Annotated in this window: 11 protein-coding genes; 2 read left to right on the forward strand and 9 right to left on the reverse strand. The window is 59.4% G+C overall.

Features of this window, described 5'->3' with window-relative positions:
- Nucleotides 1–55: 55 nt before the first annotated feature.
- The 9 genes from JM93_RS09490 to urtA all read right to left on the reverse strand — a co-directional run bounded on the left by JM93_RS09490 (nt 56) and on the right by urtA (nt 10,275).
- Nucleotides 56–790, reverse strand: a complete 735-nt coding sequence (locus tag JM93_RS09490; RefSeq protein WP_145342700.1) for an SDR family NAD(P)-dependent oxidoreductase — start codon at nt 788–790, stop codon at nt 56–58.
- Nucleotides 787–1,518, reverse strand: a complete 732-nt coding sequence (locus JM93_RS09495; protein WP_145342702.1) for an SDR family NAD(P)-dependent oxidoreductase — start codon at nt 1,516–1,518, stop codon at nt 787–789. The genes JM93_RS09490 and JM93_RS09495 overlap by 4 nt, the downstream gene beginning before the upstream one ends.
- Nucleotides 1,519–1,543: 25 nt before the next feature.
- On the reverse strand, nt 1,544–2,647 hold the full coding sequence (locus JM93_RS09500; protein ID WP_145342704.1) for a mandelate racemase/muconate lactonizing enzyme family protein: 1,104 nt from the start codon (nt 2,645–2,647) through the stop codon (nt 1,544–1,546).
- A gap of 65 nt (nt 2,648–2,712) precedes the next feature.
- A complete protein-coding gene (locus JM93_RS09505) occupies nt 2,713–4,260 on the reverse strand; it encodes a trimethylamine methyltransferase family protein (protein WP_145342706.1) in 1,548 nt (515 codons plus the stop codon).
- A 292-nt stretch (nt 4,261–4,552) separates the two neighbouring features.
- On the reverse strand, nt 4,553–5,248 hold the full coding sequence (gene urtE, locus JM93_RS09510) for an urea ABC transporter ATP-binding subunit UrtE (RefSeq protein WP_145342708.1): 696 nt from the start codon (nt 5,246–5,248) through the stop codon (nt 4,553–4,555).
- Nucleotides 5,249–5,251: 3 nt separating this feature from the next.
- Nucleotides 5,252–5,998, reverse strand: coding sequence for an urea ABC transporter ATP-binding protein UrtD (urtD, locus tag JM93_RS09515; protein ID WP_145342710.1), 747 nt, complete (start codon nt 5,996–5,998; stop codon nt 5,252–5,254).
- 3 nt (nt 5,999–6,001) lie between these two features.
- The gene (gene urtC, locus JM93_RS09520) at nt 6,002–7,168 is read right to left on the reverse strand and encodes an urea ABC transporter permease subunit UrtC (RefSeq protein WP_145342712.1); all 1,167 of its coding nucleotides are present in this window, start codon (nt 7,166–7,168) and stop codon (nt 6,002–6,004) included.
- Nucleotides 7,165–8,784 carry an urea ABC transporter permease subunit UrtB gene (gene urtB, locus JM93_RS09525; protein ID WP_145342714.1) on the reverse strand — a complete coding sequence of 540 codons (1,620 nt, stop codon included), beginning with the start codon at nt 8,782–8,784 and terminating at the stop codon, nt 7,165–7,167. Before urtB ends, urtC begins: the two co-directional genes overlap by 4 nt.
- A gap of 204 nt (nt 8,785–8,988) precedes the next feature.
- Nucleotides 8,989–10,275, reverse strand: coding sequence for an urea ABC transporter substrate-binding protein (gene urtA, locus JM93_RS09530; RefSeq protein ID WP_145342716.1), 1,287 nt, complete (start codon nt 10,273–10,275; stop codon nt 8,989–8,991).
- A gap of 286 nt (nt 10,276–10,561) precedes the next feature.
- On the opposite strand from urtA, the gene JM93_RS09535 reads away from it, so the two are divergent.
- Both JM93_RS09535 and JM93_RS09540 read left to right on the forward strand, forming a co-directional pair.
- Complete coding sequence (locus tag JM93_RS09535; RefSeq protein WP_145342718.1) at nt 10,562–13,969, forward strand: ATP-binding protein; 3,408 nt, start codon at nt 10,562–10,564, stop codon at nt 13,967–13,969.
- A complete protein-coding gene (locus JM93_RS09540; protein WP_145342720.1) occupies nt 13,962–14,882 on the forward strand; it encodes a response regulator transcription factor in 921 nt (306 codons plus the stop codon). Before JM93_RS09535 ends, JM93_RS09540 begins: the two co-directional genes overlap by 8 nt.
- Nucleotides 14,883–14,942: the final 60 nt, after the last annotated feature.

The following is a 14,942-nucleotide window of genomic DNA, read 5'->3' on the forward strand; positions in this document are numbered from 1 at the left end:
CGTCAAAGGGCGATCTCAACGGGGGCAGTGCCGTTTCAGGTCAAGTGGATTGAGGTCACGGCAAGCTGAGGCGTGCCATACGCCCGCCATCGACCGTGAACACCTGGCCCGTTACAAACCCGCTCTCTTCGGCGGCAAGGAAGGCCACGAGTGCTGCGACCTCGTCCAGTGTGCCGGTCCGACCGAGTGGATGGATTCTGTCAACATTCCGCCGGAACCGCTCCGGATCAGACATACTCTCGATAAAATTGTTGTTGAGATCCGTGTCGATCCAGCCTGGTGCAACGGCATTGCAGCGGATTCCGTCTTTGCCATGATCAACGGCAACAGCACGGGTCAGCCCGTGCAATCCGGCTTTCGAAGCACAATAGGCGGCATGTTTCGGGTTGCTGCCCAGTGCTTCGATCGAGCCGGTATTGACGATTGCGCCGCGCGCCTCCTTTAAATACGGCAGCGCGTTTTTGATCATCAGAAACGGGGCGGTCAAATTGATGGCAAGGCTCCGCTGCCAGGCGGCAAGGTCCATGGTCTCTATCGCAGCTTCTTCCATGCGGCCGGCGTTATTGATCAGAACATCAAGGCGCCCGGTGCGGGCTGCCACGTGCGCAACCACCTTTGCAGGAACCTCCGGATCGGCAAAATCAGCGGTAATGCCCTCAAACTCCGCATCCGGCCCGCGCTGAGCTGTAAACACATGCGCCCCCTCACTGGCGAGCCGGCGCGCGATTGCCTGGCCGATTCCGCTGCGCCCGCCCGTAACCAGAACGACTTTGTCTTCAAAGCGCCTCATCCGACCGGTTTCCCGCCATTGACCTCGACTAGTGCGCCGCACATGTAGCGGGCAGCGTCGGACGCCAGGAACAACACGACCTCTGCAATGTCCTGCGCGGTGGCAACGCGTCCGAGCGGGACGGTCTTGCCCAATTCTTCAATGGCTGTTTCCGGATCAAAGCCGCGCTTTTGAAATCCGGTGCGCAGCATCGGCGTGTCGACTTCGTTTGGGCATACCGCATTGATGCGGATGTTTTGGTGCGCATGGTCCCGTCCCATGCACTGGGTGAGGGACGCAACGGCGGCCTTTGTCATGCAATATACCGCATGATTGGGCCCGGGATGCACGCCCCAGCAAGAGGCCGTGTTGACAATCGCGCCGCCGCCAGCGTCTGCCAGGATCGGAATACTCGCCCGGCAGATCCGGAACGGCGCCTCGACGTTCACACCCAAGGAGAGTGCCAGGTCAGCATCACTTGTCTCCGTGATCGGGCCCCGGGTGATAACGCCGGCGTTATTGATGATGATGTCGAGGCCGCCCAGAGCGTCAGCGGCAGCCCGCGGCAAGCCGTCTGCATAGGCTTGCTCCCGCAGGTCGCCTGACAGGATCGCTTCCGCTTCGATGGCCAAGCAATCCCTGTCGGCGGCAGCAACCCTCGCGCCTTCTGCGCGCAGCAGGGCGCAAATTATCTGACCAATCCCCCCAGCAGCGCCTGTCACAAGAGCTTTTTTACCTGAAAATCGCATAATGTCTCCGATTGGTCCAAACGGCCTAGAAGGACGCGACCGGCGCCCCGAACAGGTCTTCATCAGGGACCACACCGAGGCCGGGTCCGTCCGGGACTTTCAAATGGCCATCAACGATACTGACCGGGTTCCGGCTGTCATAGTTGCCTTCAATGAAAGGCTGGGCGACCCAGACACCTTCGAGAAATTTCGGGTGCACCGTTGCCGCGATCTGAACGCAGGCCGCGGCGATAATGTCACCGCCCCAGCTGTCATCGCAGGTGTGGGGCAGGGCTGCCGCTTCGCAAATGTCGCGGAACACGGACATGGGTTGCAACCCGCCAATCCGTGTCAGTTTCATGCCGAAGCCGTCGCAGATCCCGTCGCCGATGGCGCGCACCACTGCGGAAATATCGGTCGCTGATTCATCCAGATAGACCCCGTGTCCCAACTGGTGGCGGATGCGGGCGATCTCTTCGATCGTGTTGCAGGGTTGTTCCAGAACGATCGGAATGTCGAGACAGGAGCGGCTCACACGCAACGCCTCCTGTGATGTCCAGCCCCGGTTACCGTCGGCGACCAGGCGCATCCTTGTGCCGACCGTCTCCCAAACCTTGCGGATCGTCTCAATGTCTAGATCGACTGCGCGGCCGCCGACCTTGATCTGCATGCGTTTGAAGCCCTGGTCTGCCTTGTCCTTGGCAATGCGGGCAATGTCCTCCGGAGAGCCGACGCCCGAGGCGAAATAGGAGGGCACTTTGCCGGTCATTGCCCCGCCCAGAAGGTCGGCAACACAGAGCCCTGTGCGTTTCCCAAGAAGATCATGGGCGGCAATGTCGAAGGCGGCCTTTGCATAGGCATGGCCGTTCAGTCGCTTGTCCATCAGCCGTTGAAAAGCGCGCAGACCGGTTATGTCTGCGCCGATCAGACCGGGTGCGATTTCCTTGATTGCCGCCAGCGCTCCGGCCGCGTGCGCGGGCGCGTAAACGGGACCTACCGGGCAGGTCTCTCCCCAGCCTGCAGTGCCGGTCTCGTCGATGATCTTGACCAATGTGGTTTGAAGCTCGTGCACAACGGTCGAGGCCATGACGTATGGTCCGTCCTTGACCGGCAAGGCGTGGCTATAGACGTGGATTTCAGAAACGCGCATGGCGGAGTGCCTTTAAAAAGCAGCTGCACCGGACAAAGATACCTGGCGCCGCCGAGGCAGGGGAGTCAGTGATCCTGGTTCAGGGCATCGGCCGCCGGGATCTCGCGTTCTCGACGGGCGATGTAGTCGAGCAAGGCTTCGTTCTTTACCTCATCCAGCTTGGGTTCTTGGTATTCGGACAGCAGTTTGTGCGCTTGGGCGAGCGCTCGTTCGGTAATCTCTGTGCCGCCTTCCGCCTTCCATTGTTCGATAGAGTTGTTGTCGAACATTTCTGGCATGAAAAAAGCGCGCTGGAAGTTTTCTTGAGTGTGCGGGTGGCCAAGATAGTGCCCACCCGGCCCAACATCGCGCACAGCGGCAAGACCTTCATCGAAATCGTCCCAGCGAGGCCCTTCTGCCATCCGGTAGACCATGGCGCATTGCTCGGCATCGACAATGAATTTGGCGATGGAGCAGTGCATGCCCGCCTCGTTCCAGCCGGCGGCGTGCCAGATGTAGTTCGCTCCGGCGTGAATGACGGCACTCAACGTAGCTGCGCTTTCATAGCCCGCTTGCGCGTCGAAGGTCTTTGCGCCGCCGAGCGAACCGGAGGTGCGCCAGGGGATGTTATAAAAGCGCGCCAATTGCCCGATCATGAAGTTCATTAGGCTGATTTCCGGCGTACCGGCCATAGGCGCGCCGGAGCGCATGGAGACAGTCGACAGGTAGTGGCCATAAATCGCCGGCGCGCCCGTGCGGATCACCTGGGTGTAGGCAAGGGCGCTCAAGGCCTCGGCATTCAGCTGCGCGACGGCCGGAACCACAGAGGCCGGCGTGTTGGCCCCGCCCAGAACAAATGGCGAGCACAGCACTGGCTGATTGCGTTTTGAGAACGCGCGCATGGCGCCCAGCATGGTTTCGTCCCACACCAGCGGCGAGTTGCCGTTGCAGTTTCCAGTCGTCACCGGATGGTCTTCCAGATAATCCTCGCCGAACAGTATGGCGCACATCTCCATCACGTCTTCGGCGTTCTTTGGGCTGGTGGTCATACCCATGAACGTTTTGTCCGAATGTTTCATCGACGAGTAGGTGATGCGCAGATGGCGGTGGCTGATGGGGTGATCGTAGGGTTCAACGATATGATGCGCGCTTGAGTGCAGCGCCGGCAGCATGTGGCTCAGTTTGTGAAATGTCGCCAGATCGTCCAGCGTTGGATTGCGCCGCACATTGTCCAGATCGCAGATGAACGGTGCTCCGGTCATCGGTACGAAGATGCTGTGATTTCCGCCGAGCGAGACATTCTTTGCCGGGTTGCGCGCGTGATAAGTGAAGCTGGACGGGATTGTCTTGATCAACTCGCGCACAAGGCCCCGGTCCAGATAGACCCGCTCGCCGTTCACCTTAGCGCCGGCCTTGCGCCAGTCTTCCAGCGCAATCTCGTCGCGGAAGACAATCCCGACGTCTTCCAGGATCGCCATGGACGCATCGTCCAGCTTGCGGACCTGTTCTTCATCAAGCGGCTCGCAAAGCGGCAGGTTGCGTGACAATCCGGGAAGCATTGTGTGATCGGGGGCGGTGCGGACAGCCCGCCGTCCGGCCCGCCCGCCGGTTCGCGCGCGCGCAGCTGCAGTCATTTCAAACTCCACATTCTGTTTGCTTGAGATGAGCTTGCGCGCGCTGCGGCTGCGCCGCGCGGCTGAAACCGAACCCGGCGTGCTTTTTCCGACATTCCTGAAACCACTGAACCGAAACGTATCGCGGTCAGGTGCTAACTTTGCCCTACTCGATAGATGAGGGACCTCTGGGTGGGATCAGTCGCTCGGCGGACAGTAATGATTTATTGCGGGATAGGGTCTTTTTTAGTGCAGCGGTGTTCCGAAGCCTGCAATCGATCTCGGAAACGCATGGCCGGCCCGCTTCAAACAGTTATACGGTCAAGAATGCCTTGACCTCTTGCTCTTCGAGTTCGGCCGCTTCCCCGGACAGAACCACCTCTCCCCTGTCCATCACCGCGAACCGGTCGGCAAGATCACGGGCGAACTCGAAATACTGTTCCACCAGAACGATCGCCATGGTGCCTTGCGCGCGCAGGAAGTCGACGGCCCGTCCGATATCCTTGATGATTGACGGCTGAATGCCCTCGGTGGGCTCGTCGAGAACCAGAAGCCGGGGGCGGGTGACCAGAGCGCGCGCGATGGCGAGCTGCTGCTGCTGACCGCCGGACAGATCGCCGCCGCGCCGGTTGAGCATGTCCTTCAGGACCGGGAACAGCTCAAACACGGTGCCCGGAATGGTTCGCTCCCGCCAGGGAAGCGGGGCAAAACCGGTTTGCAGGTTTTCCTTGACGCTTAGCAGTGGGAAGACCTCACGGCCCTGCGGCACGATGGCGATGCCGTGCTTGGCTCTTGCATGCGGTTTCAGCCGCGAGATATCCGCACCGTCCCACTCAATGCGTCCGCCGCTGATCGCATGTTGGCCGACGATGGCGCGCAGCGTTGACGTCTTGCCAACGCCATTGCGGCCCATCAGGCAGGTCACCTGTCCAATTTCTGCGGTGAGAGAGACGCCCTTGAGCGCCTGCGCAGCACCGTAGTGGAGATCAATGTTTTCGACATTCAGCATGGCTCACCGCCCCAGATAGACTTCAACAACGCGCGGATCTGCCGAAACATGATCGAGCGAGCCTTCGGCAAGGACCGAGCCTTCATGCAGCACTGTGACCTTCACCTCCAGCGAGCGGATAAAGGTCATGTCGTGCTCCACGACAACTACGGAATGATCTTCGGCAATGTCTTTCAAAAGAGCGGCTGTTTCTTCTGTTTCCGCATCGGTCATCCCGGCCGCCGGTTCATCGACCAGCAAGAGTTTCGGATCCTGGGCAAGGAGCATCCCAATTTCCAGCCATTGTTTTTGGCCGTGGCTAAGATTGGCCGCCAGCTCGCTCTGCTTGTCGGTCAGCCGGATCAGATCGAGCAGATAGGCAATCTGTTTCGTCTCCGCGCCGGTGATGGTGTGGAACAGGGTCTGAAACGGTCCCCGCGGCGCTTTCAATGCAAGGTCCAGATTATCCCGGACTGTGTGGCTTTCGAAAACCGTGGGTTTTTGGAATTTCCGCCCAATGCCGAGTTCGGCGATCGAGGCTTCGTCCTCGCCGGTCAGGTCGATCACGCCGTCGAAATAGACATCCCCGGTGTCGGGGCGTGTCTTGCCGGTGATAACATCCATCATCGTGGTTTTACCGGCGCCGTTCGGTCCGATGATGGCGCGCATTTCGCCAGGTGCAATCACGAGGGAAAGCTCGTTCAGTGCCTGGAACCCGTCGAACGAGACCGAAACGCCGTCCAGATAGAGAAGACTTGTTTGCCGGGTCATGACTTACTCCGCGGGGTTCGGTGCAGGGCGGGTGGAGGGGGTATCCCCGGGGCGCTCATCCACTGCGTGCTTGCGGCGGGAGACCTTCGCCCAGTTGTCGGTGACGGTCCCCACGATGCCCTTCGGAAGGAACAGTGTGACGAAGACGAACAGACCGCCCAGCGCGAACAGCCAGAACTCGGGAAAGGCCGCCGTAAACCAGGTCTTTGCGAAGTTGACCAGCACCGCGCCGATGACCGCCCCGACCAGCGTCCCCCGACCGCCGACAGCCACCCAGATCACTGCCTCGATGGAGTTTGCCGGTGCAAATTCCCCCGGATTGATGATCCCGACCTGGGGGACATAAAGCGCCCCGGCGATCCCGGCCATCATGGCCGAGATTGTCCACACGAACAGCTTGTAGTGTTCAACCCGGTAGCCGAGGAACCTCGTCCGGCTTTCCGCATCGCGCACGGCAACCAGAACCTTGCCGAGTTTTGAGCGGGTGATGGCCCGGCAGATGATGAAGCACAGGCCGAGCGCGATTCCGGAGGCGGCGAACAGGGCCGCGCGCGTGGTGTCGGCCTGGACATCGAAGCCCAGGATGTCCTTGAAGTCGGTCAGGCCGTTGTTGCCGCCGAAGCCCATGTCATTGCGGAAGAAGGCGAGCAGGAGCGCGTAAGTCAGGGCCTGCGTGATAATCGAAAGATACACGCCGCTGACCCGTGACCGGAATGCAAACCAGCCGAAGATGAAGGCGAGCAGTCCGGGCACAAGCAGAACCATCAGCGCCGCGAACCAGAACATGTCGAAGCCGTACCAGTACCAGGGCAGGGTGTCCCAGTTCAAAAACACCATGAAATCGGGCAGGAGCGGGTCGCCATAGACACCGCGCGTGCCGATCTGGCGCATGAGATACATCCCCATCGCATAGCCGCCCAGCGCGAAGAAGGCCGCGTGCCCGAGGGAGAGGATGCCGCAATAGCCCCACACAAGATCGACCGACAGGGCAAGCAGGGCGTAGGTCAGGTATTTGCCCATCAACGTGACCGCGTAAGTCGGCACATGCAAGGGATGGTCCGGCGGCAAGAGCAGGTTCAGTGCAGGGACCGCGACAATGATTGCGGTCAGGAGCCCGAGAAACAGCGCGGCGTTCTTGTCGAGGGCGCGGAAGAGAAAGGACGTCATCATGCGTCAACTGCCCGGCCCTTGAGGGCGAACAGGCCCCTTGGACGCTTCTGAATGAAGAGAATGATGAAGATCAGCACCAGGATCTTGGCCAGAACCGCACCTGCATAAGGCTCAAGGAACTTGTTGACCACGCCGAGTGTCATCGCGCCGACCAGAGTGCCCCACAGGTTTCCGACCCCGCCAAAGACCACCACCATGAAACTGTCGATGATGTAGCCCTGGCCGAGATTGGGCGAGACATTGTCGATCTGGGACAAAGCCACCCCTGCAATGCCGGCAATCCCTGACCCGAGCCCGAAGGTGAGGGCGTCGATCCAGGGGGTCCGGATACCCATGGACGCCGCCATCCGCCGGTTTTGTGTGACAGCCCGGGTGTAGAGCCCGAAAGGGGTTTTCTTCAGCACCAGCATCAGTCCGGCAAAGACCAGCAGCGAGAAAACAACGATCCACATGCGGTTGTAGGTGATCGTCATCTGGCCAAGCTCAAATGCGCCGGACATCCAGTCCGGGTTGCCGACTTCCTGGTTGGTCGGCCCGAAAATGGATCGGACCGCCTGCTGCAGGATGAGCGAGACGCCCCAGGTCGCCAAAAGCGTTTCGAGGGGACGGCCATACAAGAACCGGATGATGCCGCGTTCGATCGCGATCCCGACCAGGCCTGCCGTGAGAAAGGCAAGGGGCAGGGCCATGAACAGCGAGTAATTGAACAGACCGGGAGCCGAGGTGCGGATGATCTCCTGGACGACAAAGGTCACATAGGCCCCGATCATGACCATCTCGCCATGGGCCATGTTGATGACGCCCATCACACCGAAGGTGATGGCAAGGCCGATGGCAGCAAGGAGCAGGACGGAGCCGAGAGAGATGCCGTACCAGACATTCTCGGCCGCGCCCCAGGCCGCCAGTGTCTTGTCGATGCGGGCCATGGCCGTTTCAGTTGCCGGCACTTCGGCGCCCTGCGCCTCCGGCAAGAAACCGCTGAGGACGGACAGCGCGTCCCGGTTACCAAGCGCCTCGAGAGTCGCGATGGCGCCAAGCTTGACCGCCTCGGGCTTATCCGACTTCAAAACTGCGGCCGCGCGTGCGGCTTCCATCTTGCGGCGGACCCTGGGCTCGGTTTCCTGCGTCAGCGCGAGATCGAGCGCCTCGATCGATCCCGGGTCCTGCGCCTTGAACATGGCGTCAGCAGCCGCCAGCCGGGTGGCCGGGTCCGGAGCCATGAGGGTCAGGGTTCCAAGCGCGGTGCGGATGACCCGGCGCAGGCCATTGTTGACCTTGATCTTTTTCATGTCGCGGCGGCGCTCTTCGCCAGCAGGTTCAAGGGTCAGCGGATCGGTCAGCTTGTAAACGCGGCCGTCCCGCTCACCGATGAACACCACGCCGTCGCTCTTGCGCGCATAAAGGTCGCCGTCGGCAAGGGCTTCAAGGGCGGGAACCACGCCGGGATTGCCCGTTGCGGCCAAAACACCAAGTTGCTGTTCGGTCTCGGAAAAACCGCCGCCTGCAAGCTCGTTGATCAACGGCCTGAGGCTTTCGGTATCCTCTTGCGCATGCGCCGATCCGGCAGGAAGGATCAAGAGGCACAGGACGACCAGCAGGGATTTCAAATAGGGCATCGGTCCACCGGCTTGGAAGTTTCACGTCTCGTCTTCGGTCTTGCGGACCGGCGCACGCCGCGCCGCTGCAGGACCGGACCTGTCGTTTCAAACCGCATCAGTCTCGCGAGTCAGATCTGACACTGCTTCACAGACCCAATGTCCGGTTTGAAAACGTGTCTGTGGGGTGAGCCAGTGCGCCCACCCCACAAAGTGCTGAAGGGATCAGCCTTCAGACCCGCCGCACTTGCCGGTCTTCACGTTGAAGTTGCCGCAGGACATGGGCTTGCGCCAGTCGGCGATCAGGTCCTTGGAGCCTTCCAGGTAGTCGGACCAGGCATCGCCCGGAACAAGGCCGGAGGTTTCCCAAACGGTCTCGAACTGGCCGTCATCCTGGATTTCGCCAATCAGAACAGGCTTGGTGATGTGGTGGTTCGGCATCATGGCCGAATATCCGCCGGTCAGGTTCGGCACCGTCACGCCGATGATGCTGTCGATCACGGCATCGGGATCAGTGGTGCCGGCTTTCTCGACAGCGTTGACCCACATGTTGAAGCCGATGAAGTGGGCTTCCATCGGATCGTTAGTGACGCGCTCCTCGTCGCCTGTAAAGGCGTGCCATGTGTCGATGAAGTCGTAGTTGATGTCGGCATCGGCGGATTGGAAGTAGTTCCACGCCGCAAGGTGGCCAACGAGCGGCTCCGTGTCGAGACCGGCCAGTTCCTCTTCACCGACGGAGAAGGCGACAACCGGGATGTCCTCGGCCTTGATGCCGGCATTGGCCAGTTCCTTGTAGAACGGAACGTTGGCATCACCGTTGATGGTGGAAACCACCGCTGTCTTCTTGCCGGCCGAGCCGAAATTCTTGATGTCGGAGACGATCGTCTGCCAGTCGGAGTGTCCGAACGGCGTGTAGTTGATCATAATATCTTCTTCGGCGACACCTTTGGCCTTCAGATAGGCTTCGAGGATCTTGTTGGTCGTGCGCGGATAAACATAGTCCGTGCCGGCCAGTACCCAGCGTTCCACGCCTTCCTCGTTCATCAGGTAATCAACCGCCGGGATGGCCTGCTGGTTCGGGGCAGCGCCCGTGTAGAACACGTTCCGCTGGCTTTCCTCGCCCTCATACTGGACGGGATAGAACAGAAGCGAGTTCAGCTCTTCGAAAACAGGCAGAACGGACTTCCGCGACACGGAGGTCCAGCAGCCGAAGACCGCATCAACGTCGTTCACTTCGATCAGCTCACGCGCCTTTTCGGCAAAGAGCGGCCAGTCGGACGCCGGATCAACGACGACGGCCTCAAGCTGCTTGCCCAGAAGACCGCCCTTCTTGTTCTGCTCTTCGATGAGCATCAGCATGGCGTCTTTCAAGGTGGTTTCCGAGATCGCCATCGTGCCCGAGAGCGAGTGCAGGATGCCGACCTTGATCGTGTCTTCCTGAGCTTGCGCGCCGCCGAGCATGGTGGTCGCCAGGAGGGCGGCCAGTGCCATCCCCGTTGCTGTCTTTTTCATGATCTTCCCCTCTGTGCTTTGACTGGCCGGGTTCCCTGTCCGGCCCCGGCGCGTGGCAAGCACCGCCGTCGGGAAACCATGCTGCGCAGAGTTTTTGCGCCGCAACATACGTCAATTGACGTAAGCGGCCCGCGCTTGCTGTGGCCGCAGCCCGGCAAACCGGCATGAACCGTGCAATGTTTGACCGATGCGCGCGGCAAACGCAGGGAACGGGCGGCTATGCCGTCGCGCGCCAAAGGGTGCGCTGCACAAGGGATGGGCGTGTGACGACAAAAGAGGCAGAGGCATGACCGCCCGGCAGCGCATTTTGCCGGTGCGGCGGAAATACAATCAGTGGGTCAATAACCAGACCTTGGAAGACTATGCCCTGCGCTTCACCGCCAAGAAGGCCCGCCGCTTTTCCTCACGGGCCATCTCGCAGACCGCCATCGGGGCCATTTCGTTTTTGGCGCTAGAGGCCATTGGCGGTGCAATTACCCTGTCACACGGCACCGCGAACGCCTTTGTCGCGATCCTGGTGGGGTGCGCGGTGCTGTTGTTTGTCGGGCTCCCGATTGCCCGCACGGCCATGCGGCACGGGGTTGATATAGACCTTCTGACCCGGGGCGCAGGGTTTGGCTATATCGGATCGACGATCACGTCCCTGATCTACGCCAGTTTCACATTTCTTCTCTTCGCCATTGAAGCCTCGATCATGTCGAGCGCGCTCGAATTTGCCTTCGGCATTCCCCTGTGGCTCGGCTATATCCTGAGCGCGGTGGCGGTCATTCCGCTGGTCACCTATGGCATTACATGGATCAGCCGGTTTCAGATCGTCACACAGCCCTTTTGGATCGTGCTCAACATTCTGCCGTTCGTCTTTATCGCCTTCACGGATTGGCAAGCGGTCGGGACATGGCTCTCCTTCGGCGGGATTGATCCCTCGACCGGCGTGCCCCGCGAGGCCGGCGGCTGGGACACGCTGAACGTCGTTGCCGTTGCCGCCGGGGCGTCCGTCATTCTCGCCCTGATGGCCCAGATCGGGGAACAGGTCGATTTTCTGCGGTTCTTGCCCGAACGCGACCACCTGCGCCGCCGGCACAGGTTGGGCCTGTTTCTGGCCGGAGCAGGCTGGGTTGTCCTCGGCGCACCGAAGCTGATTGCGGGTTCATTCTTGGCTGTTCTGGTGCTGTCTCATGGTGTGCCGGTCGAACACGCGGATGAGCCCTCGCGCATGTATGCCGTTGCCTTCGGGTACATGATCCCGAACGAGCTGTTCGCAACGCTTCTGATGGCCGCGTTTGTCGTCGTGGCGCAGCTGAAGATCAACGTGATGAACGCCTATGCCGGATCCCTGGCGTGGTCGAATTTCTTCTCCCGTCTGACGCACAGCCATCCGGGCCGGGTTGTGTGGCTGGTGTTCAATGTCGGTATCGCGCTCCTTTTGATGGAGCTGGGCATCTACCGGTTGCTGGAAGAAACCCTCGGGGTCTTTTCCATCATCTCCATGGCTTGGCTCTCCGCCATTTCCGCGGACCTGTTCATCAACAAGCCGCTAGGGCTCGCGCCACCGGGCATAGAGTTCAAGCGGGCTCATCTCCACGACATCAACCCGGTTGGAACCGGGGCCATGCTTTTGGCAACGGGACTAGCACTTGCTGCCCATTTTGGCGCATTTGGCGCCTTGGCCGGGGCGCTTGCCACCTTCATCGCCATGGGCGTTGCCTTCGTCACCGCGCCCCTCATCGCCTGGGCCACCGGGGGCCGTTTTTACCTTGCCCGCAAGCCGCGGGCCGGTTGGGCCAAGGCGGACAGCATTCCGTGCTCCATCTGCGAAAATCCGTTCGAACCGGAGGACATGGCCTATTGCCCGGCCTATCGGGCGCCGATTTGCTCGCTGTGCTGTTCGCTCGATGCCCGCTGCCACGACATGTGCAAGCCAAAGGCACGGATCGGCGCACAGATCGAGGCCTTTGCGAAACGGCTCATGCCGGAAAGCCTGATCGCCGGGTTCGGATCGCGCCTCGGGCGCTACAGCCTGACGGTGCTGTTTTCGGTCGCGGTGCTTGGTGCTGTTCTGTGGGTCATCCGGCTTCAGGCCGTGACACGGTTCCCCGGCAATGCCGCAGCGCTTGACCAGACCATCTCGCTGATCTTTTTCGTTCTTGCGATCGCCGGCAGCGTGGCCGCTTGGTTCCTTGTTCTGGCTCACGACACCCGCGTTGTCGCCGAAGAAGAATCCGCCCGCCAGAACGCGTTGCTGCAGCAGGAAATCGATGCGCACAGCATCACGGATGCAGCGCTACAAAAGGCAAAGGAAGACGCGGACGCAGCCAACCAGGCCAAGAGCCGGTACGTAATCGGGTTGAGCCATGAACTGCGCACGCCGCTAAATTCCGTGCTCGGCTACGCCCAGCTTCTGGAACGCGACAGCCGCATCCCTGAAGACCGGCAAAAGGCGATCGGCACGATCCGCAGGAGCGCCGATCACCTGTCCGGCTTGATTGATGGTCTGCTCGATATCTCCCGGATCGAGGCCGGACGGCTGCAGGTTCATATGAGCCGAATTGATCTGTCTGACTTCTTGTCCCAAATCGTCGGGATGATGCAAATGCAAGCCGAGAGCAAAGGACTTGAGTTTCGCTACACGGTTGCTCCGAATTTGCCAGCATTTGTTCGCACCGACGAAAAAAGGCTTCGGCAAATCCTGGTCAATTTGCTCTCTAATGCCATCAAATTCACAGAGGCCGGCAGTGTTTGCCTTTCTGTCGATTATCGTTCGCAAGTTGCGCGATTCAAGATTTCAGACACCGGTCCCGGTATCGCACTTGATGAACAGGCCAAGATCTTTGAGCCGTTTGGCCGCACGCAGCAAACAAAAATCAACAGAAAGCCGGGATTGGGGCTTGGGCTGACTATCAGCAGGCTTTTGACCGATGCTTTGGGCGGGGCAATTGCATTGTCTTCGGAGGTTGGCTCGGGCAGCGTTTTTGAAGTGCGTGTGATGTTGTCTGTGGTTGAGCATCCAGAAATTGAAGTGGACAATCTGTCCACCTGTTTTCGGCGCAGCGGCTCCGAACGCAAGGTATTATTGGTTGAGGACAATCCAGACCACCAGTCCCTTTTGTCCGATCTCCTGAAACCAGCCGGTTTAGACGTCCTGATTGTTCCGGACGCAGAAACAGCGCTTAAAAACTGGGATCGGTATGAACCCGATCTTTATCTTCTGGATATTTTACTTCCCGGAATGAATGGATGGGATCTTGCCGAGCACCTCCGGTTAGCGGGGGAAACGGCCCCTATTATAATGCTGTCGGCAAATACAGCTGATAACGCCTTGGGTGCCTCCAGTTCGACCTTCCACAACGATGTGCTGACAAAGCCTGTCAATGTCGCCGAGTTGCTCGAAAAGTTGGATCACCATTTAAGGTGGGTCTCGAGCAATCGTGCTGCAAACAAACAGCAAGTGTCCCAACCTACAGGGAACCATTTGCTAGGTGCGGAGAAGCCAACATCATCGATCGCGCCCGAACATGTAAACGAGCTTAAAGCCATGGCTGATATTGGGCATGTGCGAGGCCTAAGGGAGAAACTGCAGTTTCTTAGGAACGACGCCAGACAAGCGCAGGGATTGGACCTTTTAGAACGCCATCTTGAGCGTTTTGATCTCGAGGCTTTCAGGTTCGCACTTGATGAGTTAGAGCGACATGACTGAGAAGCCGAAAGATACAGTGTTGGTCGTTGATGATACGCCCGAAACACTCGGCTTTTTAACAGAAGCGCTCGAGCGTGCCGGCATCACCGTGCTTGTTGCAACAAGCGGTGAAACCGCCTTGTCCATAGTCGAGAAAATAACGCCCGACATCATCTTGATGGATGCTGTAATGCCTGGCCTCGACGGGTTTGAAACGTGCCGGAAGATTAAGTCGAGAGCATCATTTGAACATGTGCCAATCATTTTCATGACCGGGTTGAGTGAAACGGAACATATTGTCCATGCCTTGGAATCAGGAGGTGTGGATTTTCTTTCCAAGCCGATAAATGTCGAGGAGTTGCAAGCCCGGATCCGGGTTCATCTGACAAACGCGCGGACTGTCCGCAAGACCAGGGTGGCGCTGGATGCTGCGGGTCGGCACATTGTTGCTGTTTCCAGTGCTGGAGATTTGCTTTGGACGACTCCGCAAATAAGAAACGAACTGGGAAACGCGGATGACGGCGAGCTCTTTTTATTCAACGTAACCCTAGCGTTGTCACGTCGCGTTCAAGCGATGACGCGCCACCGGAATTTAAGTCGAGGTGAGGTGGTCCACACTGCATCGCTATCCGGCCGGAGTGTTCATTTTTACTACATTGGCGCTGTAGAAACGGACGAACACCTATTCCGAATGACGACCGATATGCGACCGGACGCCACGGATCGTCTCCAAGAACGATTTTTGCTCACAGCCCGCGAAGCAGAAGTGCTCTTGTGGATTGCAAATGGAAAGGCAAACAAAGATATCGGAGAAATCCTCTGCCTTAGTCCGCGTACGGTGAATAAGCACCTTGAACAGATTTTTGTGAAACTTGGTGTGGAAAATCGAGCATCTGCAGCAGTACGGGCCGCTTTGTTCTTAAGCGAGATCTGAACTCTCAGCAAAAACGGCGCACGGTGGATGCCGGGCGCCGCTGGGGTCTATGATTGCACG

The organism is Roseibium hamelinense, from assembly GCF_007830545.1.
Taxonomy (GTDB): Bacteria; Pseudomonadota; Alphaproteobacteria; order Rhizobiales; family Stappiaceae; genus Roseibium; species Roseibium hamelinense.